Below are 23,190 nucleotides of genomic sequence, written 5' to 3' on the forward strand. Positions count from 1 at the left end.
CCGCCCGCCGCCCCCGCCCCCGCCGCTGGTCCTGTTCCCACACCTGCTTGGCCAGTTTCCGGCCCAGCCTGAAGCGCAGCCGGTGCGTGGCACTGAAGGGGGCACGAACGCACAGGAAACCCCATCCGACGCGCCGCCAGTGCTGCGCTCGCAATTGCCTGCGGACGATCCGGCCGGCGATTCGGTCTGGCGCCTTGGCTACAGTGGCCGCGCCGCAGTGGAGGACCGCTCGGGCGCACAGCGCGCCTGCGCGGGAGGCGGCACGCCATCGGCCGGGTTTGGCAAGGGCCTGGCCTGCACCAGTACCGGTGAGGTCAAGATCCGCGAATCGCTGGTCGACATGGGTGGCGGCACCCAGGTGCAGCTGGTGGCGCAAGCCAAGGGCACCGAAGCCACATCGGTCAACGGCAATGCGGCAGCCGTGGATCCGTACGCGCTGGTACCCAATTTCTATACCTCGGTCAGTGGTTTGTCCGGACTGTCGGTGCTTGACGGCGCCAGCGTCTGGGCGGGACGCCGCGACAGCAACCCGTTCCTGATGTCATCGGGACTGCTGCCGCCGAACTCGTCGTCGATGCGCTTTGGTGTCGACAACGCCAAGATTGGCGAATTTGGATTGAGTTATCAATACACCGCGCGTAACGATCTAAATGGCGCCAAGCTTCCCAGCTATCACTCGCTGCGTACGGCGCCGATCAGCACCAATGACCAGGGTTCGGTACAGCTTGGCTTCACACGCGTGGAACCGATGTCGCAAATCGAGGACACCGGCAGCGCATGGTGGGCTTCAGCCATGCATGAGCAAAAAAACGTGCTCTTTGGCACCAACCGACTTGGCGTCCAGTATGGGCAGGGCTCGCGCGTGGCCATGACCGGATACACCGGCATGGGCAACGAGTTGTCCCGCGTACGCGTGGCGGAATCGATGGAGTGGAAGGGTCGCTCGGGCTTTGGCGGTTCGGTGGAATCCAGCCTGCAACTGGACCGGTCCAGCGTGGGAACGCTGCAATGGGCGGCTACGCGGGTACGGCCGGCCTATGTGGCCAGCGACCAGTTCCGGCTCACGTTTGAAGTCGCGCACGACCAGATCTCGTCGGGGTTTGGCGCTGGCGGACAACGCACTGCCTTCACCGTGGCGCCAACCCTGACGCTTGGCAAGGCTACCGGCAACTCCAACCTCCGCGCGTTCTACACCTACAGCCGTGCCAATGATGTCGACGGCGTCACGTTTGCCGCACCGGCAGACGCCTGGGCCACGCAGGCCAGCGGCTCGATCTTCGGCGTCCAGCTCAATCGGCGCTGGTAAGCCGCCCCGGAGCACGGTTTTTCCAACCGGCAGGCAGCACGGCCCGTCGTGTCGGAACCGGGCACAGCCAGTGAAAAACCATCGTGGCATTCATGGCACCAATCACCTGCGCCAAAATGAATGCGGGAACATCTATCATACGAATACCTGTAAAGGTATCGGTCAGCGCGCACGCAATGGTTAGCGCGGGATTCGCAAACGAAGTCGACGCGGTGAACCAGTAGCCTGCGGTGATATAGGCCGCGACCACAAACGGCACCAGGGCAGGGCGGCTGCGACCGGTGGCCATGGCCAGTCCGACCAGGCCGAACGACGCCAGATATTCGCTCCACCACATTGGCAAACCGGTACGAGCCTGCGTCGACATCGACAACAGCGGCAGGCCAAACATGGCATGCGCGGCCATCACACCCATCAGCGCACCAGTCAGTTGCGCCAACACGTAGCCCAATGCCTCGCGCGCCGGCAGCTTGCCCTGCACCAGGTTCGACAGGCTGACGACCGGATTGAAGTGTCCACCGGAAACCGGGCCCAGCGACACCAGCAACGCAACCAGGCCAGCACCTGTGGCCAGCGCGTTGCAGAGCAATGCCAGCGCGGTATCGCCCGCTGCCAGCCGCTCGGCGCGGATGCCGGACCCCACCACGATGGCAATCAGCAGGGCCGTGCCAAGTCCTTCGGCCACCAGCCGCCGGCACACGGTGGGCGCGGACAGCGCAACCGGCGCATCTATCGCGTCAGTCGTGTCAGGCGAGGGAGAGGAAACAGAGGAAGACATGCGCAAAATCGTCGAAAAACCGATCGCGCAGTGTTCCGCGTCGTGCCAGACGCCGTCAATGCAGCATGGCGATGTTGAGAACCAACCGGCGGTATCGAATCGTCAGCAAGCACCCTGCAACCTGCTACTGCAGGTCGTTGCGCATGATCAGCAGCCACGGCATGTGCGAGTTCGTATAGCCATCGAGCTGGCCCGCATCGTTCAGGTCGATCACATCCATCGAGACCGATTGCTGGACGTTGCCGCCGATGGCCTTGACCACGCCTGCGGCGCGATCCACCTCGACCACGATGTCGCAGTGCATTGGCGTGGTGCCGAAGCCGATCTCCGACGGATCCTCGATGTATTTGTCGCGGCCACGGCCGGCGCAGATCATGTCGCCCACGCGCGGCAGTCCCGGCACCGGTTCGATGTGAAAAGCGGGGCGGGGCAGGATGCCGTCGCGTGCGTCCACCACGTACATCGAGTGCGACTGGCCGGTCAGGAACTGGTTGGCATCGAGCCCGGCCTTGCGCATGACCCACGAAATGAACACCGCCGACCAGGCCCATGCTCCCTGCGTGACCTGCCGGCAATCTGGCGCCTCGCCGACGATCCCCCAGTAGCGCTGCGCCATCCGGCAGCCCTGCGGGGTGGCTTCCATACCAGAGCCATCGGGAAACCGCAGGCAATTCCCGTCCTGGCCATCCTCGTCCTCGAGGTCCGCGGATGGTGGTCCGGCCGTGCCGCTGGCAACTGCGACGGCCGGCGTGGCCATGGCCGGAGCCGGCAGCGGACTATGCGTCACGCAGGCCGAATCATCGCGCGCAATATGGACTTCCTGGCTGCCCCACTTGCGCCATTCCTGCAAGGCAATGAAGGCAATGCGCTCGCGCTGGGTAGCGCCAGGCGGCGTGGCCACGCGTTCGTAATCGGGCAAGGGCACTGCCTGGGGACGCGCGGTGCGCGGTGGGGTGGTGGTGCAACCGCACAGCACGGCAAGTGCCACCGCACTGGCTACGACCTGCCAGGCACGGTGTCGCGCCTGTGGAGAAGGTTGTGGAGCCTTGTGTGGAAAGCGCTGTGAATAAAGCTGTGGAAATCTGCGCGGCGGCAAGCTGTACGGCATCTCAGCCCTGTACGTGCTGGTATTGCGCAAAGCCTTGAACAGCCAAGCACGAATGGCAATTTCGAAGGCATGCCGACGGCCATTCATGTGGCGCTGGCGGCTGTGCGATTCTCCACTTGAAGCTGTCGGAAAATCGATGTGGATAACGTCCCCGCGCGCTGCGCACCTGTGCCGCTTGGGGGCTCCGGCGGCGGCACGGCGGGGTCAATGCAGACCGGGCGAACAGCATGCCCGTCGTCATTACTGGTTGACAGCGTCCTTGAACTTCTGGCCAGCCTTGAACTTCACGGTCTTTGCAGCCTCGACCTTGATTTCTTCGCCGGTGCGCGGGTTGCGGGCCATGCGCTCGCCACGCTCGCCCTTGCTGAAGGTACCAAAGCCGATCAGGCTCAGGGTATCGCCCTTGGCCACGGCATCCATGATGGCGCCCAGGGTCACGTTCAGGGCTTGCTCGGCCTTGGCCTTGGTCAGACCGTCCACGCCTGCTGCAATCGCGTCGATCAGTTCGGTTTTCGTCATGCTTCACTCCGTATCGAGTTGAAAAAACACTGACGTCCAGACCGGGGGCTCCGGCAGGAAGCCGCCCGGGCAAAGACGCCGCGGGCCACATCATACCGTGTCGGACACGCCGCACCGGGAACAGTTTGTTACCGCAACCCCCCGCCAGCCCGCGTCAGTACGCGGTTTGTGGGGATTCGGGCAAGGTCCGGAGCGCGGTATACGCACGGGAGCCCCTCCTCATCCAGGTGGCCCGCAATGGGGTCGAGAGTCCTGAAGGGCCCTGGAGGGCCGTATACGCGCCTGGAGGCCCTCTGTGCCCTGCAGGACGCCCGAGCCGGTATACGCGCTCAAAATCGCTCTGAGGCCGTATACGCCGGTTTGCGCGGGGTTGGCCCTCGATTTGGATCTGCAGGGCGGTATACGTGACTGCCCCGAGACTTGCACCGATGCTCGTGTGGCGATTTCACCCGCGAGCTGTTGCACATTTTTTCATCTGGCCCGGCAAAGCCAGCTTTCGCGGTCGGTTCGCGTATACCTGCCCTCCGGTGGCCCTCATGCGTACGGTTTACATCTTCTTTTCATGTATACAAATAGTAGTGGTAGGTAAACGGGGCCGTTTACTGTGGATAACCACGTATACGTCAATCGGATCAGACGTTTACGTATACCTGAAACTCCGGGACGAATTGCTGGAGCACGTGGATGACTCAACCTTCCGGATGGGATGAGGGACGTATACCTGCCAGGTTGTTCGAGTGCCATCCCCAAGCCAGCCCCAGGCAGCCCACATCAAACTCGCGCGCTTATCCACAGAAACTGGCCCGGTTATCCACATCGGTATACGTGACCGGCACGTATACCTGTCATGGGTGTGCAGGTATCATCGCGAGCGCGCCGGACTGGACCGGCCCAACCACCGCACACGGGAATATCAGCACATGTCGGACAAGGCCAAGGACGCCGGGGAAAAGAAGCCAGGCAAGAAGAAGACCGCCAGCGACCGCATCGAGGTGCGCCAGTCTGGTGTACATGGCAAGGGTGTCTACGCGATTGGCGCGATTGCCGAAGGCGAACGCGTGATCGAGTACAAGGGCGAGCATATTTCCTGGAAGGAAGCGCTCAAGCGGCATCCGCATGACCCGACTGACCCGAACCATACGTTCTATTTCAGCCTCGACGACGGCGATGTGATCGACGCCAAGTTTGGCGGCAACCGCGCGCGCTGGATCAACCACGCCTGCGAACCGAACTGCGAGGCCCGCGAGAAGAAGGGGCGGGTCTTTATCCACGCGCTGCGCGATATCGGCGAGGGCGAGGAGTTGTTCTATGACTATGGCCTGGTCATTGACGCTCGCTATACCAAGAAACTGAAGCAGGAATACGAGTGCCGCTGCGGCAGCCCGAAGTGCCGGGGCACGATGCTGGCGCCGAAGGAAAAGAAGGGCAGCTAGGCCTGCCGCGATCCGGGGCCCTCGCATGGGATCCGGATCACGAAGCGCATCGTCGCACGCCTGGACTGCGGTTCCTGCGCTACGCCGTCGTCCGAACCGCCGGCCACGGTGACCGGTGCTGCGGTGGGTGCCGATGCAGGTGCCGCCGCGGCAGCGGGCACATCCTCGATCCGGATCGTGCCCTGATGCAGGGTCACGATCTCATGCACGATTGCCAGCCCAAGGCCGGCGCCGCTGGGCGCCGCCTGTACGGCCTGGGTGCCCGGCGTATGGTCGCCGCGGAAAAACCGCTTGAAGACTTCCTCGCGGCGCGCCGCCGGAATACCGGGGCCGTTGTCTTCCACCATCACCACGGCCATGCCACGATGGCCCATTGCCTCGCCACCGGCACGCACGGTAATGCGTCCGCCAGCCGGCACATACTTCACTGCATTGTCGATCAGGTTGGACAACGCCTCGCGCATCAGCAGGCGGTTGCCGCGCACCACGGCCGGCGCGCTGCGTGTGAACGTGGGACCGGGCAAAATTTCGAAGCCCAGGTCGACGCGCCGCGCCAGCGCCTGCGGCACCCATTCCGCGCCAATCTCGAACGCCAGTTCCGCGAGATCGAAATGCTCGACCGGACCAAGCCGTTCCAGCGACAGCCCGGGCTCGGCACGTGCCAGTGAGAGCAACTGGTTCGACAAGCGCACAGCGCGGTCGGCAGCGGTCTGTACCTCGCGAATCGCATGGCGCGCCACATCGAGCGAATCGGCTTCCACCGCGCGGTCGGCGTGAAGCTTCACGGCGGTCAGCGGCGTGCGCAACTGGTGCGCCGCATCGGCAATGAACTTGCGCTGCGCGTCGATGGCATCGCGCAGGCGCGACAGCAGCGCGTTCTGGGCGCGAATCAGCGGTTCCACCTCGGCAGGCACCTGCGTTTCGTCGAGCGCCGCCAGCGAGCGTGCAGTCTGGCGGTTCAGCTTGTCGGTCAGGATCTGCAGCGGGACCAGTTCCTCCTTGAGCACGTGCGACAGGATCAGGCTCCCCACCAGCAGCAGCAGGATCAGCGGCACCGACACTGACAGCAGGATCTCGTTGGCCGCCGTTTCGCGGCGATCCAGCAGTTCGGCTACCTCGACGACGATCGGGCCACGCGGAATCTGCGCTTCGGTCGGGGTCGTACCCAGTTCATCGGAGGCCGGGCTCGGCAGGCTTACCGGCAGTCGTACAGCGCGCACCTGCCGGCCGCTGAACCATGCATAGAACAGCCGCGCGTCATGCAGCGTGGTCTGGCCCGTGCCATAGCCGAGCCAGGTGTCCATGCCGCCGATCAGGCCGTCGGGACCATGGATGCGCCAGTAGATGCGATCCGATCCTTCGGCTTCCACCAGGGTCTGGGCGATGGTCGGGATGTCCTGCTCGAGCCGTGGCCCCGCAATGCGGATCTGCTGGGCGATATTGTTGGCCACGCCGTAGAGCGCCCGGTCGAACACTTGCGTGGTGTAGTGAGCTGCCAGCCAGTACGACAGCGATCCGCTGGTCAGCACCAGCGCGAACAGCGGCGTGGCCAGCGCCCGCAGCAGATGAATGCGCAGGCTCGGGTTCGACGTGGCGCGTGGCGTGGCACCACTCCGCCCACGACCGCCGCGCGACCGCTTGCCGGCGGTGTCGCCAGGCTGTGCGGATGAGGATTGCGAACGCGGCCACATGGCGAGTCGGGGCTTCGATTCGGGACTTCAGTTGGGGGCGCCGGCAGCGTTAGCCGTTGATGGTGGCGATCACTGGGTGGCGATCAGTGCCCGGCCCGGATTTGCAGCAGATAGCCGAAACCACGCACGGTGACGATTTCCACGTCGGCGTCTTCAAGCTTCTTGCGCACGCGGTGCACGTAAACCTCGATCGCGGTGTCGCCTACGGTGTCGCCGCCTTCGCCAGCCGGATGGGCAAAGGTGGCCAGGTGATCCTGCAACTGCGCCTTGCTGACCACGCGGCCCTGGCGCTGCAACAGCAGTTCGAGCACTGCAAATTCGCGTGGCGACAGTTCCAGCGGGCGGCCATCGACAAACATGCGGCGATCGTTGCCTGACAGCCGCAAGCGGCCCAGGCGCACATCGCGCTCGGGCGCGGCCTCGCCATGCTGGCTGCGGCGCAGCAGCACGCGCACCCGCGCTTCGAGTTCAGGCAGCGCGAAGGGCTTGACCAGGTAGTCGTCGGCACCGGCATTCAGGCCCGACAACTTGTCCTCGAGTTCGTCGCGCGCGGTCAGGATCAGAACCGGGGTGGTGCGATTGCGGGCGCGGTAGCGTGCCAGCAGCGTCATGCCATCGATGCCGGGCAGGCCCAGGTCCAGGATGACCAGGTCGTGCTGCTCCTTGAGCAGGTGGTCGGTGGCATAGACACCGTCATGGACCACGCGTACCTGGTGGCCGGCGCGAGACAAGCCGGCCTCCACGCCGCTGGCGATTTGACGGTCGTCCTCGATCAGCAGGATACGCATGGCGATTCAGGGGCATTGAAGCGTTGGAACAATGCCGCCGATTGTACAGGGCAGTCCAGCCTCCTGCCTTTCAGTTGCCCTTCAGCGGGCCAGTCCGGCAGCCGCTTTCTCGATGAACTGCGCCAGGTCGATATCGCGCTGCGTGAGGCCGTTGGCGTCGTGCGTGGACAGCGTGATATCCACGCGGTTGTAGACATTGAACCACTCGGGGTGATGGTCGACCTTGTCGGCCTGCAGCGCCACACGGGTCATGAAGCCGAATGCGGCATTGAAATCGGCAAAACGGAACGATTTCTGGATGGCGTCACGGTCCTGGACGGGCGTCCAGCCGGGCAGCGCCGCGAGCAGGCTGGCGCGGGCTTCTTGCGAAAGTGGGGTCATGATGGGCTCGATCTGAAGGATTTGTCTTTTGGCGCACGACAAGGGCCGGCCCGCCCGGGGCGACGGCCGGCCGGGCATGCCGGCATTGTTCCACAAAGCGGCGCACCCTGCGGTTGCCGCAAATCGTGTTTGCAGTGACTCAGATGTCGTCGCTGGCAGCCCAGCCTTCACGCGTGCCGACGTTGATCACCTGGTCACCTGCCACGATATCGCCGGCGCCCAGCGTGGGGAGCGCGCGCAGTTCCGGGTACAGCGCCGTGAAATCGGGACGCGTGGCGTCAAACAGCTGTTCGAAACTGTCGATCACGAAGTACGTCTTCTGGAACGTGTCGATGCGGTAACGGGTGCGCATGATCCGGTGCAGGTCGAAGCCGATGCGGTTCGGGCTGGCCGAATCGAGGCTGTAGATCGATTCCCCCTGGCTGGACAAGATGCCGGCGCCGAAGATGCGCAGGCCTTGCGGGGTGCGGATCAGGCCAAATTCCACCGTGTACCAGTACAGCCGCGCCAGCATGTCCAGCGCGCCAAGTTTGGCGGCCTTCAGGCCACCCTTGCCGTACGCCTCCATGTAGTCGGCAAAGATCGGGTTGATCAGCAGCGGTACATGGCCGAACACGTCATGGAAGCAGTCCGGCTCCTGCAGGTAGTCAAGCTGTTCGGGCTTGCGCATCCACCAGCTGGCCGGAAAGCGGCGATTGGCCAGGTGTTCGAAAAACACTTCGTCCGGCACCAGGCCCGGCACGGCTACTACCTGCCAGCCCGTGGCCCGCATCAGCATCTCGTTGAGCTGGTCGAACTCAGGTACGCGGTCGCGCTCCATGCCCAGAGTGACCAGGCCCTGCAGGAATTCGTCGCAGACACGGCCTTGCAGCATCGAGGCCTGGCGGTCGTACAGGCGGCGCCATATCGCATGATCGGTTTCCGTATAGCGGTGTACCGGCTGGGCGATGGTGAAGTCCGGGCGCAGTTCCTGGCCAGACAGCAGGCCGGCGTCGAACTGTTCCTGGAGCTTGGCGGTCATCGTGCCGGCAAAGTTGCCGGTTTCCTGCGTAGCGGCCGAGGGCGTCATGCGAAATGTCTCCACTGAATATTGTGCAACTTGTGATGCGGAATTTATGCATAGTCTAGCCAGCAGATGACGCGAACAGTCCGCAAAATCGACCTCCATTCAAGGTCTGGTGCATATAATCCGCATGTCGTGAACCAGAGTTGCGGAATACCTGCGCAAATGAATCAAGCCAGCCTCGATGCCTTTGACCTGGCCCTGCTTGCAGCACTGCAGGCCGATGGCCGTTCCACCCACCAGCAACTGGCCGACCGAGTGCACCTGTCACCGAGCCAGGTAGGGCGCCGGCTGGCGAAGCTGGAAGCCGACGGTGTGATCACGGGCTACCGCGTGAACCTGTCGCCGCAGGCGCTGGGGCTGGGCGTGATGGTCTTTATCAGCGTGAAGCTGGCGCATCATGGCGACACCATCATCGAGCGCTTCCATGAAGAAATCCTGTTGCTAGAAGAAGTGCAGGAGTGCTATTCGGTGGCTGGCGAGGCGGATTACCTGATTCGGGTGGTGGTGCCGGACCTGCCCACGCTGGCCGACTTCACGATGAAACGCCTGATGCGTGTGCCGGGCGTGGAGAGCGTGCGTTCGAATATCGTGTTGACTGCGCTCAAGCGCGAAGGGCCGCTACCGCTGTCTCATTTGCGCTAAACCAGAACGCAGTTCTTCCCAAATGTGCTGAGGCTTGCGCTTGGCATCGGCGCATGTCACGCTCGCGCGGAGCCAATTCCGGAGAAGGCAGCATGATCGGGAAGATCGCCACGGCGGCTGGGGCCGTCGCCGCAGGTCTTGTATTGAGCGCATTGACGTGGGCACCGGCTGCAACGGCCGCGCAGATCACGCGCTTCTCGCCTGAAGGGGTGAATCCGCAGGTTCGCCAGGTGGCGATCCGGTTCGACGAACCGATGGTGCCGATGGGCGACCTCAAGGCCGCAGCACCGGTCGCGGTATCGTGCGCCAGCGGTAACGTTGGCGGCAGCGGTCGCTGGGTCAACGCCACCAACTGGGTCTACGACTTCGAGCGCGACCTGCCACCTGGCGTGCGTTGCACGGTACAGATCTCCGCAGGGCTCAGGAGCGTGGCCGGCAAGGCCTATGCCGGCAAGGCCGAATACCGGTTCGAAACCGGTGGCCCGATCGTGGTCTCGGCACGGCCGTCCGGCGGACAGGTCGAGGAAGACCAGGTATTTGCACTGCGCTTCAACGGCGCGGCTACGGCCGGCTCGATCCGTGAACACAGCTGGTGCCAGGCCGAAGGCCTGGGTGAACGCATTCCGGTGCGGTTGCTGACGGGCAAGGAGCGCGACGGCGTTATCGATGTGCTGGGCTGGAAGGAAGTGGTCAAGCGCGACGCCGATGCCGTGCATCTGCTCACTTGCCAGCAACGGCTGCCGGCTGGCGCACGCATGCAGCTGGTGCTCGATGCCGGCATTGCCACGCCGTCGGGGCTGGCCACCACCGCGGCACGCCGCCTCGACTTCCAGGTGCGCGAGCCATTCACGGCCGGGTTCACCTGTGAACGCGAACGCGCCGAGGCACCGTGCACGCCGCTGCGGCCCATGACGGTCACGTTCTCCGCGCCGATCCCGCGCAAGGCTGCCGAACACATCGTGCTGAAGACGCCATCGGGCCCACAGGCACCGGCGTTCGATCCTGACGAGGCGCGCGATGCGCCAGTGTCGACGGTCACGTTCAAGGGCCCGTTTCCCGAAAAGGCCAGCCTGACCATCGAGGCCCCCAAGGATCTCAAGGATGAAAGCGGTCGCGTACTAAGCAATGCCGACCTGTTTCCCATCAAGCTGACCACCGCGACGCTGCCGCCGCTGGCCAAGTTCGCCGCCGCACCGTTCGGCGTGGTCGAGCGCTTTGCCGATGTGCCGCGCGGCAAGTCGCCGGACGACTATCCACCGTTGCTGCCGGTCACGCTGCGCAATGTCGAAGCCGATCTGCCGACGTTGGCGGTACGTGCCGACGCCGGTACCGTGGCGCGGCTCAAGGTCGACGAGGATGGGGCGATCCTGCGCTGGTTCGGCATGGTCAAGCGCATGCATGAGAACACGTGGACCAGGGAGCAGATCAGCGCGATCCGTGCTGGCCAGCCACCGTACGACGCGAAGAGTCCACGCGATGCACCTGCCATCGAAACGCGTTCGGTGTCCTTGCTCAATGGCGTGGCCGGAGCGAAAAAGCTCGACATCCCCAAATCCACCGATACCACGCCGCGCCCGTTCGAAGTCGTGGGCATTCCGTTGCCGGAGCCAGGCTTTCACGTTGTCGAGATTGCCTCGCCAATGCTCGGCGAAGCGCTGCTCGGCAAGAAGGCGCCGATGTATGTGCGCACGGCGGTACTGGTAACCAATCTTGGCGTGCATTTCAAGCTGGCGCGAGGCGAGGCCGATGGCGACATGAGTGGCCTGGCGTGGGTCACCACGCTTGACGACGGCAAGCCCGTGGTAAATGCCAGGGTGGCACTGCGCGGTTGCGATGGCGAGTTGCTGGGGCAAGGCACGACCGATGCCACCGGCGTGGCACGCTTTGCGAAGCTGCCGGACCGCCGCTACAAGGATTGCGCGAACGGCATGGACGGATATTTCGTCTCGGCCCGGATCGCCGCCGATCATCCACAGGCACGCGGCAAGGCTGACATGGCCTTCGTGATGTCCGACTGGAACCGCGGGATCGAAACCTGGCGCTTCAATGTGCCCACGGACCTGAGCCCGGTCCAGACCGTGCGGGCCCACACCGTGTTTGACCGCACGTTGCTGCGCGTCGGTGAAACCGTGTCGATGAAGCATCTGATCCGCAACGAGACGGCGCAGGGCTTTGCGTTGCCCGCAGCCATGCCGGCAAAGCTGCTGATCACGCATGAAGGTAGCGGCCAGAAGTACGAAATGCCGTTGACGTGGCGCACGACGGCCACTGGCGGCCGCAGTGCGGAGAACACGTTCCAGGTGCCGCAGGCGGCCAAGCTCGGCGTCTATGACGTGGCACTGGTCTACGACAACGATCGCACGCTGAACAGCGGCAGTTTCCGTGTGGAAGCATTCCGCTTGCCGGTGCTGGCCGGCACGCTGTCGGTAACCAAGGACCCGAAGGTCAAGGGTAATGCACTGGTGGCGCCGGCCGAGGTGCCGGTGGGTGTGGAGATCCACTACCTGAACGGCGGTGGTGCGGTCGGTTTGCCCGTGCGCGTTTCGGCATTGATGCGTGGCAAGTACGTGAACTTTGCCGACTACGACGAGTTCTCGTTCAATCCGCCACGCGCGCAACAGCAGAGCAGCAGTGGCGACGAGGACAACGAGGATAGCGAGAATTCACGCGACGAGTCCGAGAAGCTCGTGGCCGACAAATTGCCGCTGACGCTGGACAAGGATGGCAACGGCAAGGTAACCGTGAAGAACCTGCCGAAGGTCGACAAGCCTGCGGACCTGGTACTCGAAGCGGGTTTTGCCGATCCGAATGGCGAGATCCAGACGCTGCGCCAGACCGTGCCGTTGTGGCCGTCGGCCGTGGTGGTGGGCATCCGCGCGGCCAACTGGGTGTCGGTCAGTCAGAAGCTGGCAATCCAGGGCGTGGTGCTCGATACGCAGGGCAAGCCGGTTGCCGATTCGCCGGTACAGATCAAGGCGCGCGCACGCATCACCACATCCGCGCGCAAGCGCGTGGTGGGTGGTTTCTATCGCTATGACAACCGCAGCGAGACCAAGGACCTTGGCGTGGTGTGCGAAACCCGCACCAATGCGCAGGGCCGGGCACGCTGCGACGTGGAACTGGCACAGGCTGGCGAGGTGGAACTGGTAGCCAATGCACGCGATGCGGACGGGCGCGTGGCACAGGCTGCCACCACGGTCTGGGTCACGCGCCAGGGCGAGCTCTGGTTCGGTGGCGAGAACCACGACCGCATGGATGTGCTGCCAGAAAAGAAGGCCTATGCTCCGGGCGATACCGCGGTGTTCCAGGTACGCATGCCGTTCCGGCGTGCCACGGCGCTGGTGGCCATCGAGCGCGAGGGCATTCTCGATACGCAGATCGTGGAACTGAACGGTACCGATCCGACCATCAAGCTCAAGGTCAAGCCGGAATGGGGACCCAACGTCTATGTGTCGGTACTCAGCATTCGCGGACGTCTGCGCGAGGTACCGTGGTATTCGTTCTTCACGTGGGGCTGGCGCCAGCCGCTGGACTGGTGGCACGCATTCCGCAGCGAGGGCAAGGACTACGTGGCGCCGTCGCCATTGGTCGACCTGTCGAAGCCCGCGTTCCGGCTCGGTCTGGCCGAGATCCGCGTCGGCAACGATGCGTACAAGCTGGACGTTTTGGTGACGCCGGACAAGCCGACTTACCCGGTACGCGGCAAGGCGCGCGTGGTGGTGCAGGTCAAGCTGCCTGACGGCAAGCCTGCCGCAAACGCGGAAGTTGCACTGGCCGCAGTGGACCAGGCATTGCTGGAACTGATGCCGAATACCAGCTGGAACCTGCTCGATGCAATGGTGCAGCGACGCAGCTATGGTGTGGAGACCGCGACCGCGCAGATGGAAATCATTGGCCGGCGTCACTATGGCCGCAAGGCGGTGCCGGCGGGCGGCGGCGGTGGCAAGAGTCCCACGCGCGAACTGTTCGACACGTTGCTGTTGTGGAATCCGCGCGTGCAGCTCGATGGCGAAGGCAAGGCCACGCTCGACGTACCGCTCAACGATTCGCTCACCAGCTTCCGCATCGTGGCCGTAGCGGACCTGGGTGTGAACCGTTTCGGGACTGGCAGCGCGACGATTGCCGCGACGCAGGACCTGCAGATGATTTCAGGCTTGCCGTTGCTGGTGCGTGAAGATGACAAGTACCGCGCGATGTTCACGCTGCGCAATACCACGCAGCGTGCGATGACCGTGGAAGCTACCGCGCGTGCCACGCTGGTCGAGGCACAGGCATTGCCCGCGCAGACCGTGCAGGTTCCGGCCGGCGAGGCGCGCGAAATCGGTTGGGATGTCACTGCACCAGCGCTGCTTGCTTACAGCCGCAGCGGCACGATTGTGTGGGAGGTGTCCGCCACGGAGAAGGGTGGCGGTGGCGCCAGCGACAAGCTCAAGGTGTCGCAGCAGATCGTGCCGGCGGTACCGGTCACCGTGCAGCAGGCCATGCTGGCGCAACTGGCGCCGAACCTCTCCGTACCAGTGCAGGCACCTTCCGGTGCGCTGGCGGACCCTGCGGGCAAGCTGCGCGGTGGCATGCAGGTGTCGCTGCAGTCGTCGCTGGCCGGCGGCATGCCGGGCGTGCGCGAGTGGTTCCGCAACTATCCGTTCAGCTGTCTGGAACAACGCACGTCGAAGTCGCTTGGTCTTGGCGACGCCGGCGCGTGGGATGCGCTGATGGCCCAGTTGCCGTCGTACCTCGATACCAACGGTTTGGCTTCGTACTTCCCGCTGCGCAGCGACAACCAGTTCGGTAGCGAAGTGCTGACTGCCTACCTGCTGGCGATCTCTGATGAGGCGTCGCGCGCGGGCCTGCCGATGCGTATTCCCGATGCGCAGCGCGAACAGATGGAGCGTGGCCTGGTTGCGTTCGTCGAGGGCCGTATCACACCGCCGCGCTGGGCACCGCAGTCGGCCACGATGGATCTCGATGTGCGCAAGCTGGCGGCCATCGAGGCGCTGTCGCGTACCGGCAAGGCGCAGGCACGCATGCTTGGCTCGATCCAGATCCTGCCCGAGCAATGGCCAACGTCGGCACTGATCGACTGGCTCGGCATTCTTGCGCGGGTACAGGACGTGGCGGATCGCGACAAGCGCATCGCCGATGCGACGCAATTGCTGCGCAGCCGCCTGACGGTCCAAGGTACGCGCCTGGTGTTCTCCACCGAGCGCACCGACAACTGGTGGTGGCTGATGTCGGGCGGCGATGTCAACGCGGCGAAGCTCCTCGCGCTGGCCTCGCAACTGCCCGCATGGAAGGACGAGGTGCCGCAACTGGTAACGGGCCTGCTGGGTCGCCAGACACGCGGTGCGTGGACGACCACCACGGCCAATGCCTGGGGTGTGCTGGCGATTCGCCGCTATGCGCAGGTCTACGAGAAGACGCCGGTGAGCGGCAGCGCGCGCGCTACGCTGGGCGATGTCTCGCGGACGTTCGACTGGTCGAAGGCAACGCAGAAAGACGGTGTGGCCAGCGGCATGGTTGACCTGCCATGGCCGGCAACGTCTGCGAACGCGGCAGCCACGCTGCAGGTAGAGCAGCAGGGTGCGGGGCGGCCGTGGGCCACGGTGCGTGCGCTGGCTGCGGTGCCGCTGCGTGAGCCGGTGGCAGCAGGCTATCGCGTGCGCCGCACCGTGACACCGGTGGAGCAGGCCGTCGCAGGCAAGTGGTCGCGCGGCGATACCTACCGTGTGAAGCTCGATATCGATGCGCAGTCCGACATGACATGGGTGGTGGTCAGCGATCCGGTGCCGACTGGCGCCACGATCCTCGGCAGCGGGCTGGGTCGCGATTCGGTGATTGCAACACGCGATGAGAAGAAGGCGTGGTCCGAGTACACCGAGCGTACGCCCGAGGCGTATCGCGAGTACTTCGGTTACGTGCCGAAGGGCAACCTGTCGGTGGAGTACACGGTGCGACTGAACAATGCCGGCGAGTTCGCATTGCCGCCAACACGCGTCGAGGCGATGTACGCGCCTGACGTGTTCGGTGAAACACCGAACGCCAGGCTGATGGTTGGAGCCGCCAAGTGAGCTGGATCGCGTTACGGATGCCCCCACGGGTACGCGAATGGTGGATCGCCGGTACGCTGGCCGGCGTGACCTATGGCGTGATGTTGTTCCAGGCGTCGCTCGAACTGCCGCCAGGTACGCCACTGACCGGACAGATCGCCTACCAGCCGGCGTGGAAGACGGCAATGGCGCTGCTGCTGGCGCGTGCGGCATGGTTTCATCGGCCGGCGGACGAACGACGCTGGCTGGTGACCGCGCTGGTGTTCTCGGGCCTTGGCGATTTCCTGCTGGCATTGCCGGGTCTCAAGATCTCGTTCATGGGCGGGCTTGGGGCATTCCTGATGGCGCACCTTGCTTACCTGAGGCTGTTCGTGCCACTAGTGCCACCAGGCAGCGACATGCGCGCACAACGGCTGATCGGTTGCGGTCTGGTGATCGGTGCGGCAGGCGCATTGCTGGGGCGCTTCTGGCCCAATCTTGGCGACATGACATGGCCCGTGACCGTCTATATCGGTGTGCTTGCGGCGATGGCATGTGCCGCGTTGCTGGCACGCTTGCCGACACCACTCGCGGCATTGGGTGCGCTGTGCTTCGTGATGTCCGACGCGATGATCGGCATGGCGAAGTTCCTGTCGCCATTTGACACCTATCAGCTTGGCATATGGTGGACCTATGCCATCGCGCAGGTGTTGCTGGTGGCCGGTGTGGTCGCGGGACGCGGTGAGTGAGCGAAGGATGAAGCGAGGCACGACGACGATCGCCATGGCGCTGCTGCCGCTGCTGTTGTACGCGGCGACGGTTGGTGTTGCGCAGGCCGTGCCCGCGTTCAGCGAGGTACGCGAGAGCTGGCGCAGTGCCGATATCGTGGTCACCGACCGCCATGGTGAAACCGTGGCGCGCGTACGCGACGACTTCAAGGCACGGCGTGGCGAATGGGTGGCGCTGACCGACACTTCGCCGGCCTTGCGCAGCGCGATCGTATTGTCCGAAGACCGTCGCTTCTACGCGCACAGCGGAGTCGACTGGCAGGGTGTTGCCGCTGCGGCGTGGGCCAACCTCTGGAACACACGTACGCGCGGCGCATCAACGCTGACCATGCAACTGGCGGGCCTGCTCGACGATGACCTGCGTGCGGGGCGCGGCCGCAGTTTTGGGCAGAAGGTGGGGCAGGCGGTCAGTGCGTCGTCGCTCGAGCGTGGCTGGAGCAAGGACCAGATCCTGGAAGCCTATCTGAACCTGGTTCCGTTCCGCGGCGAACTGGTTGGTTTGTCCGCGATGTCGCAGACCTTGTTCGGCAAGGTGCCCAGCGGGCTCGATGCGCGTGAGGCGGCAGTGGCGGTGGCGTTGGTGCGCAGCCCCAATGCATCGGCGTTGCAGGTGTCGAAGCGCGCGTGCGGCATTCTGCGCGAGATGAAGCAAGCGCGCGAATGCGATGGGCTCGACGGCTTCACGGTGCTGGCGCTGGCGAAGTCGGTCAGCATCGGTGGAGATGGCATGAGCGCGCGTCGCAGCGGCAACCTCGCGCCGCATCTTGCACGCGTATTGGTGGCGCAGGCGCGTGCCGCTACGCCGGCCGGCAAGCCAGTGCCTGCGCGCATGACCTCTACGCTCGATGCAAACCTGCAGCGTGTGGCCGTGGACAGTCTCGACCGGCATTTGCGTGAACTCGCGGGACGTAACGTCGAGGATGGCGCGGTGGTAGTGATCGACAATGCCAGCGGCGATGTGCTTGCGTACGTCGGTTCGTCGGGTGCGCTGTCGTCGGCGGCCCAGGTCGATCACGCGGCGGCGCTACGCCAGGCAGGGTCGACGCTGAAACCTTTCCTCTATGCGCAGGCGATTGAGGAACGTCGCCTGACGGCGGCATCGCTGCTCGACGATCGCCCGGTCAACCTGCCAACTGGCGGTGGCCTCTACATTCCACAGAACTACGACCATCGCTACGCCGGCTGGGTCAGCCTGCGCGCGGCGCTGGGTTCCTCGCTCAATGTGCCGGCAGTGCGCACACTGGTGATGGTGACGCCGCACCGGTTTCATCGGCGCCTGGTATCACTGGGTCTGCCTTTGACGCAGTCCGGCGATTACTACGGCTACAGCCTTGCATTGGGTAGTGCCGACGTGTCGCTGCTGTCGCTGACCAATGCGTATCGCAGCCTTGCCAACCAGGGCGCGTACGGGCCCGTGCGCATGACGACGAACGCTGCCGTCTCGACGAAGCAGTCGGTCATGACGCCGGCGTCAATGTATGTGATTGGCGACGTGTTGTCCGATCGTCATGCGCGTGCGCGCACGTTCGGCCTCGACAGTCCGCTGACCACGCGCTTCTGGACCGCGGTCAAGACCGGTACCAGCAAGGACATGCGCGACAACTGGTGCGTGGGCTGGTCGCAGCGCTATACCGTTGGCGTGTGGGTGGGCAATGCCAGCGGCGCGAGCATGCACGATGTGTCTGGCGTGTCGGGTGCGGCCCCGGTATGGCATGAAGTCATGGAGGCGCTGCACGGTACGCTGCCCAGTCGCGCACCAGTGATGCCCGCTGGCGTGGAACGCGTGGCACTGACCTTCGATGGCAATCTCGAACCGGCGCGCGAAGAAGTCTTTCTGGCGGGCACCGCGGTGAGCCAGATTCGCGTGGGTACCACGGGCAAGGCACCGGGCGCACCGGCCATTGCCAGTCCGGCCGACGGTACGATTTTCGCGCTCGATCCCGACATTCCACCGGCCGCGCAGCGCGTATGGTTCCATGCCGATGGCCTGACAGGCCAGACCGCGCATGCCGTGAGCTGGCGCATCGATGGCAAGCCCTTGGGCAGGGGTGGCGAGGTGCCATGGTTGCCATGGCCAGGGCGTCATCGTGTGCAGTTGGTGGATGCCACAGGCAAGGTTGTGCACGAGATCGGTATCGAGGTGCGTGGCGCCAGCGTGCGCGAAGCAGCGCCACAAAAGGTCTCGGTGCGGCGCTGATGCGGGTTCAGCGCGGCGACTGGGGCAGTTCGCGTGCCTTGAGGAAGTCGACGAACACGCGCAGCTTTGGCGGCATCAGCGCGCGGCTCGGATAGTAGAGATAGAAGCCCGAGAAGGGCGGCGTCCAGTCGTCGAGCACGGTGACCAGCGCACCGGTCGCGAGTGCATCGGCGATATGGTGCGGAAATTCATAGATCAGGCCCAGGCCTGCCAGCGCTGCCTGGTGCAGCATGGTCTTGTCGTTGGCGATCAGCGCTGCACGGGTATCCACGGTGAAGGGCCTGCCGCCGCGCGAGAACTCCCATCGGTAGACCGAACCCAGCGGACCAAAACGGTACTGCAGGCACGCATGCTGGTGCAGCGCGTGCGGTGTGTCGGGTGTGCCATGTCGCGCGAGGTAGTCCGGGGCGGCGGCAATGACCATCCGTAGCGGACCCGTCACGGGTATGGCGACCATGTCCTGCTGCAGCGCCTCGCCCAGGCGCAGGCCCGCATCGAAGCCTTCGGCAATCAGGTCGATAAAGCGGTCGTCAGTCACCAGATCGATGCAGATCGACGGATAGGCACGCATGAAGTCGGTCAGGATCGGTCGCAATGCGATGACCACGGCCGAATGGGAGCTTGTGAGCCGCAGCGTGCCTGCCGGCATGTCGCGCTGCTGTCGGACGTCGTCGGTGGCGGCGTGGATTTCCGCCAACGCCGGCGCCACGCGCGCCAGCAATGCCGCTCCGGCCTCGGTCATGCCGACGTGGCGCGTGGTCCGCTGCAGGAGCCGTACCCCAAGCCGGTCCTCGAGCTGGCGAATGGTCTGGGATACCGCCGAGGGGCTCACCGCCAGGGCACGCGCTGCGGCGGTAAAGCTGCCAAGCTGCGCCACGCGCGTGAATGCGGCCAGCGCGGGCAGTGAATCGGGGTCGATTGTGAAGTCTGGCTTCATGATGCTTGCAGCCTAGCATGCTGTTTCGCGCCGGGGGGACTGGCGATACTGCCGAGGTCGGTTGCGGCGCGTACCGCGACCGTTTCGAACCGGTAATCCACAAGGAGTGTCCCGATGACTGCAACGCGCAAGCTGGGTCGTGTTGGCCCCGATGTTTCTCCGCTTGGCCTGGGATGCATGGGCATGAGCGAGTTCTACGGAGCTCGCGACGATGCTGAATCTATTCGTACTATTAATCACGCTATAGAAAATGGCGTATCACTTATTGATACGGCTGATGTCTACGGGCCGCATACCAATGAGGAACTGGTGGGGCGGGCGCTGGCTGGTGGCTGGCGCGACAAGGTGGTGCTGGCCACCAAGTTCGGCATCGTGCGGGATCCGTCCAATCCGGCGGCACGTGGCGCCAATGGGCGCCCCGAGTATGTCCGGGCCGCGTGCGATGCCAGCCTGAAACGGCTTGGCGTGGACCATATCGACCTGTATTACCAGCACCGTGTCGATCCCGATACGCCGATCGAGGAGACCGTTGGCGCGATGGCGGATCTGGTCAAGGCCGGCAAGGTTCGCTGGATCGGCCTGAGCGAGGCGGGCGTGAAGACCATCGAGCGCGCCCACGCGGTGCATCCGGTGACGGCGCTCCAGACCGAGTATTCGCTATGGACGCGCGACGTCGACGAGAACGGCATCATGGCCACCTGCGAACGACTCGGCATTGGCTTCGTTCCCTATAGCCCGCTGGGCCGCGGTTTCCTGACAGGGGCGATTCGCTCCCCCGAGGATTTTGAGGCCGATGACTATCGCCGGAGCAACCCGCGCTTTATGGGCGAGAACTTCGCGCGCAACCTGAAACTGGTCGATGCGGTGCAGGATCTGGCCAGTGCCAAAGGTTGCACGCCGGCCCAACTGGCGCTGGCGTGGGTACTGGCGCGCGGCGAGCACGTGGTGCCGATTCCGGGTACGCGCCGTATTGCCAATCTCGACGACAACCTTGGCGCGCTCAGGGTGCGGTTGACCGCGCAGGATCTGGCCGATATCGACGCGGCTTTCCCGCTCGACGCAGCGGCGGGTACGCGCTATGCCGAGGCGATGCTGCCATACCTTTCGCGTTAGTCGGAGACAATGGCGGCTTCGCTGTCGATTGCACTACACCGATGACCGCCTCGTTCGTCCCCCTCGATGCCGCCGCCACGGCGGCCCGCCTGCCTTATCCGGAACTTGCCCGCGCGATTGCCGCGATGCTGGGCGAACTGCGCGACGGTACCGCCATGGCACCGCCGCGCATTGCGCTGCCAGTGGGCGATGCCGAGCGAGGGCAGGGCACGCTGCTGGTAATGCCGGCGTGCAACCGCGACATCGTGATCACCAAGAACATCACGGTGCATCCTGGCAATCCGCAACGTGGACTGCCCAATATCCTGGGTGAAGTGCTGGTCGCCAATGCCCACACGGGCGAGCGTATCGGCATGTTCGACGGCCCAACCGTGACCGGGCGGCGTACGGCGGCCGTATCGCTGCTGGCTGCGCAATCGTTTGCGCCGGAACCGGACGGCGAGTTGCTGATCATCGGCGCCGGGGTACAGGCGCAAACGCATCTCGAAGCGTTCGTGGCTGGGCTACCGGTGCGCAAGGTCTGGTTGCAGTCGCGTACGCGCGACAAGGCCGAGGCGCTGGCCACGCATGCGCGCAGCCTGGGCGTGCAGGCCGAGGTGGTCGACGAGGTTGCCGCCGTGCTGGCGCGCGTATCGATGGTGGTGACCGTGACGTCGAGCCTTACACCGGTACTGCCCGACCTCGACAGTGGTTTGTGGACCGATCGCCATTTCGTGGCCGGCGTGGGCGCGTTCCGGCCCGAGATGTGCGAACTTCCGCCGCAGCTTTGCCTGGCGGCTTCGGCCAGCGGTCGGCTGCTGGCCGACACGCTGTTCGGCATCGAGGACGAGGCGGGCGATCTGCTCCAGGCCGGCATCGACTGGAATACGGTGCAGCCGTTCGAGACGGCAATCCTGAGCGCCGAGGCATTGCGCGAGCGCGCCGGCAGTCCGCTGGTATTCAAGAGCGTGGGCTACGCGTTGTGGGATCTGGCAGCGTGCGTACTGGCCAGCCAAACGTCTGTTTGAGCCGTTTTGTGCAGCAACATAACCACTTCAAACAGATGGTTTCTCATATTTGAAACCGAACCGTTGTGCCGACGCGTCGCTTCTGCGCGAAAAGTGCCTAAATTGGTGACCGCCTTTTGGGTTAACCCTGTCTTTAGGGCAATTCTTCTATCATCCGGTTCCGTGTTTGAAACAGTCCGCGCAGGCTGCGCAGGATAATGCCTGCGAGCAGTGGTTGTATTCAAAGAGGATGGAGTTAGAGGAACAATGAAACAGATCTATAAGAAGATGCTGGTGGCAGGCGCCGCCATGGCACTGGCTGGTGTCGCACAGGCCCAGTCCGCGGGCAGCAACGTCGTCAGCCTGGGTTGGATGCGGGTGATGCCGCAGGGCCACTCGGAATTCCTGACGATCGATTCGATCGCGGGTCGTCCGACCGGTGGACTGCAGCGCCAGAACACCGGCGCCACGATTGATTCGGCGGATACCGTGGGCCTCACGTTTGCCCACTTCTTCACCGACAACATCTCGGCGGAATTCGTGCTGGGCGTGCCGCCGAAGCATGACGTGAGCGGTGATCGCGGTTACGAGAAGTACGGCAAGCTGGGCGAAGTGCGCCAGTGGAGCCCGGCAGTGGTGGCCAAGTGGCACTTCTTCGACGCCAAGACCAAGTTCCGCCCGTACGTGGGTATCGGCGTGAACTACACGTGGTTCACCGGCGAGACCGTGACCAACCAGTCGTTCGTGCAGGGCGAGTTTGGCCCAGGCTCGACCATGGCCGCCTCGGCCAAGTCGTCGTGGAACCCGGTGTTCAACATCGGCGCCAACTACGCCGTGACCGACAACTGGTTCGTGGGCCTGTCGGTGTCGTACGTGCCGATCGCCACCACCGCCAACTTCACCACCACGCTGGCCAACGGCGCGCAGGTGCAGTCGCACACGAAGATCAAGATCGACCCGATCGTGACCTTCCTGAACGTCGGCTACCGTTTCTGATCTGGCGTCAGCCGGATGTGGAAAGGGCACCCCTTGGGGTGCCCTTTTTCATTGATGCGTCTTGCTGGCGCTCAAGCTGCCGACTTCACCGGATAGCCGGCTTCCTCGATGGCTTTCTGCAGGGCCTGGCGATCGGCACCGGATTCGACCTTGACCGATTGCGTCGGTACGTCGGCCGCAACATGTGCTGCCGGATCCACGGCCTGGACCGCTCGCGTGATCGCGCCGATGCAATGGTTGCAGGACATGCCTTCGACCTGGAACTGGATCATGGATGACTCCTGTGAGTGGTAATTAGGAACTGGAATTGCTTCGGACTGGAGTATGAACCTTCCCATCGTGGGAAGCGCAAGTGGATATTGAGGGGCTCAGCGTGGCGACACGACCTTGACCTTCCAATGATGGTAAGGTCCACAGTGCAGTTGTCGCGCGTCG

General features: G+C 64.3%; 18 protein-coding genes. 9 read left to right on the top strand and 9 right to left on the bottom strand.

Going from position 1 to position 23,190, the window contains the following annotated elements:
• Positions 1 to 1,306 (top strand): carbohydrate porin (locus tag ACO550_RS38175; protein ID WP_485995154.1); only part of this gene is annotated, 1,306 nt, incomplete at its 5' end.
• Here the strand turns inward: ACO550_RS38175 and ACO550_RS38180 are convergent.
• From ACO550_RS38180 to ACO550_RS38190, 3 genes are all read right to left on the bottom strand, one after another.
• Positions 1,290 to 2,084 (bottom strand): aquaporin, encoded by a 795-nt coding sequence (locus ACO550_RS38180; protein WP_315598221.1) that lies wholly within the window; start codon positions 2,082 to 2,084, stop codon positions 1,290 to 1,292. The genes ACO550_RS38175 and ACO550_RS38180 overlap by 17 nt on opposite strands.
• A gap of 124 nt (positions 2,085 to 2,208) precedes the next feature.
• Positions 2,209 to 3,192, bottom strand: coding sequence for a DUF2272 domain-containing protein (locus ACO550_RS38185; protein ID WP_315598220.1), 984 nt, complete (start codon positions 3,190 to 3,192; stop codon positions 2,209 to 2,211).
• Between the two features lie 240 nt (positions 3,193 to 3,432).
• Complete coding sequence (locus ACO550_RS38190; RefSeq protein ID WP_019451897.1) at positions 3,433 to 3,711, bottom strand: HU family DNA-binding protein; 279 nt, start codon at positions 3,709 to 3,711, stop codon at positions 3,433 to 3,435.
• Between the two features lie 920 nt (positions 3,712 to 4,631).
• Here ACO550_RS38190 and ACO550_RS38195 point away from each other — a divergent pair.
• Positions 4,632 to 5,144: an SET domain-containing protein gene (locus ACO550_RS38195; RefSeq protein WP_315598219.1), complete on the top strand. Its 513-nt coding sequence runs from the start codon at positions 4,632 to 4,634 to the stop codon at positions 5,142 to 5,144.
• On the opposite strand, the gene ACO550_RS38200 is transcribed toward ACO550_RS38195, so the two are convergent.
• The 4 genes from ACO550_RS38200 to phhA all read right to left on the bottom strand — a co-directional run bounded on the left by ACO550_RS38200 (position 5,141) and on the right by phhA (position 9,073).
• The gene (locus ACO550_RS38200; RefSeq protein WP_315598218.1) at positions 5,141 to 6,835 is read right to left on the bottom strand and encodes a sensor histidine kinase N-terminal domain-containing protein; all 1,695 of its coding nucleotides are present in this window, start codon (positions 6,833 to 6,835) and stop codon (positions 5,141 to 5,143) included. The two genes, ACO550_RS38195 and ACO550_RS38200, sit on opposite strands and share 4 nt — an antisense overlap.
• An 83-nt stretch (positions 6,836 to 6,918) precedes the next feature.
• Positions 6,919 to 7,623, bottom strand: a complete 705-nt coding sequence (locus tag ACO550_RS38205) for a response regulator transcription factor (RefSeq protein ID WP_066737789.1) — start codon at positions 7,621 to 7,623, stop codon at positions 6,919 to 6,921.
• An 81-nt stretch (positions 7,624 to 7,704) separates the two neighbouring features.
• Positions 7,705 to 8,004, bottom strand: coding sequence for a 4a-hydroxytetrahydrobiopterin dehydratase (locus tag ACO550_RS38210; protein ID WP_315598217.1), 300 nt, complete (start codon positions 8,002 to 8,004; stop codon positions 7,705 to 7,707).
• A 139-nt stretch (positions 8,005 to 8,143) separates the two neighbouring features.
• A complete protein-coding gene (gene phhA, locus ACO550_RS38215; RefSeq protein ID WP_315598216.1) occupies positions 8,144 to 9,073 on the bottom strand; it encodes a phenylalanine 4-monooxygenase in 930 nt (309 codons plus the stop codon).
• Between the two features lie 159 nt (positions 9,074 to 9,232).
• Here phhA and ACO550_RS38220 point away from each other — a divergent pair, with 159 nt between their 5' ends.
• The 4 genes from ACO550_RS38220 (at position 9,233) to pbpC (ending at position 18,723) form a co-directional block, all read left to right on the top strand.
• Complete coding sequence (locus tag ACO550_RS38220; RefSeq protein ID WP_315598215.1) at positions 9,233 to 9,712, top strand: Lrp/AsnC ligand binding domain-containing protein; 480 nt, start codon at positions 9,233 to 9,235, stop codon at positions 9,710 to 9,712.
• A 92-nt stretch (positions 9,713 to 9,804) separates the two neighbouring features.
• Positions 9,805 to 15,780: an alpha-2-macroglobulin family protein gene (locus tag ACO550_RS38225; protein WP_315598214.1), complete on the top strand. Its 5,976-nt coding sequence runs from the start codon at positions 9,805 to 9,807 to the stop codon at positions 15,778 to 15,780.
• Positions 15,777 to 16,487, top strand: coding sequence for a lysoplasmalogenase family protein (locus ACO550_RS38230; protein WP_315598213.1), 711 nt, complete (start codon positions 15,777 to 15,779; stop codon positions 16,485 to 16,487). The genes ACO550_RS38225 and ACO550_RS38230 overlap by 4 nt, the downstream gene beginning before the upstream one ends.
• Positions 16,488 to 16,521: 34 nt before the next feature.
• Positions 16,522 to 18,723 carry a penicillin-binding protein 1C gene (gene pbpC / locus ACO550_RS38235; protein WP_315598223.1) on the top strand — a complete coding sequence of 734 codons (2,202 nt, stop codon included), beginning with the start codon at positions 16,522 to 16,524 and terminating at the stop codon, positions 18,721 to 18,723.
• A 7-nt stretch (positions 18,724 to 18,730) separates the two neighbouring features.
• Here the strand turns inward: pbpC and ACO550_RS38240 are convergent, their stop codons facing one another.
• Complete coding sequence (locus ACO550_RS38240; RefSeq protein ID WP_315598212.1) at positions 18,731 to 19,660, bottom strand: LysR substrate-binding domain-containing protein; 930 nt, start codon at positions 19,658 to 19,660, stop codon at positions 18,731 to 18,733.
• 114 nt (positions 19,661 to 19,774) lie between these two features.
• Between ACO550_RS38240 and ACO550_RS38245 the strand changes: the two genes are divergently transcribed.
• From ACO550_RS38245 to ACO550_RS38255, 3 genes are all read left to right on the top strand, one after another.
• Entirely contained in the window at positions 19,775 to 20,773 is a 999-nt protein-coding gene (locus tag ACO550_RS38245; protein WP_315598211.1) for an aldo/keto reductase, read from the top strand.
• A 41-nt stretch (positions 20,774 to 20,814) separates the two neighbouring features.
• Positions 20,815 to 21,780, top strand: a complete 966-nt coding sequence (locus tag ACO550_RS38250) for a delta(1)-pyrroline-2-carboxylate reductase family protein (protein ID WP_315598210.1) — start codon at positions 20,815 to 20,817, stop codon at positions 21,778 to 21,780.
• Positions 21,781 to 22,026: 246 nt separating this feature from the next.
• The gene (locus tag ACO550_RS38255) at positions 22,027 to 22,755 is read left to right on the top strand and encodes an OmpW/AlkL family protein (protein WP_315598209.1); all 729 of its coding nucleotides are present in this window, start codon (positions 22,027 to 22,029) and stop codon (positions 22,753 to 22,755) included.
• A gap of 71 nt (positions 22,756 to 22,826) precedes the next feature.
• On the opposite strand, the gene ACO550_RS38260 is transcribed toward ACO550_RS38255, so the two are convergent.
• Positions 22,827 to 23,027 (bottom strand): cation transporter, encoded by a 201-nt coding sequence (locus ACO550_RS38260; protein ID WP_315598208.1) that lies wholly within the window; start codon positions 23,025 to 23,027, stop codon positions 22,827 to 22,829.
• Positions 23,028 to 23,190 lie beyond the last annotated feature (163 nt).

It is taken from the genome of Cupriavidus sp. (assembly GCF_057315035.1).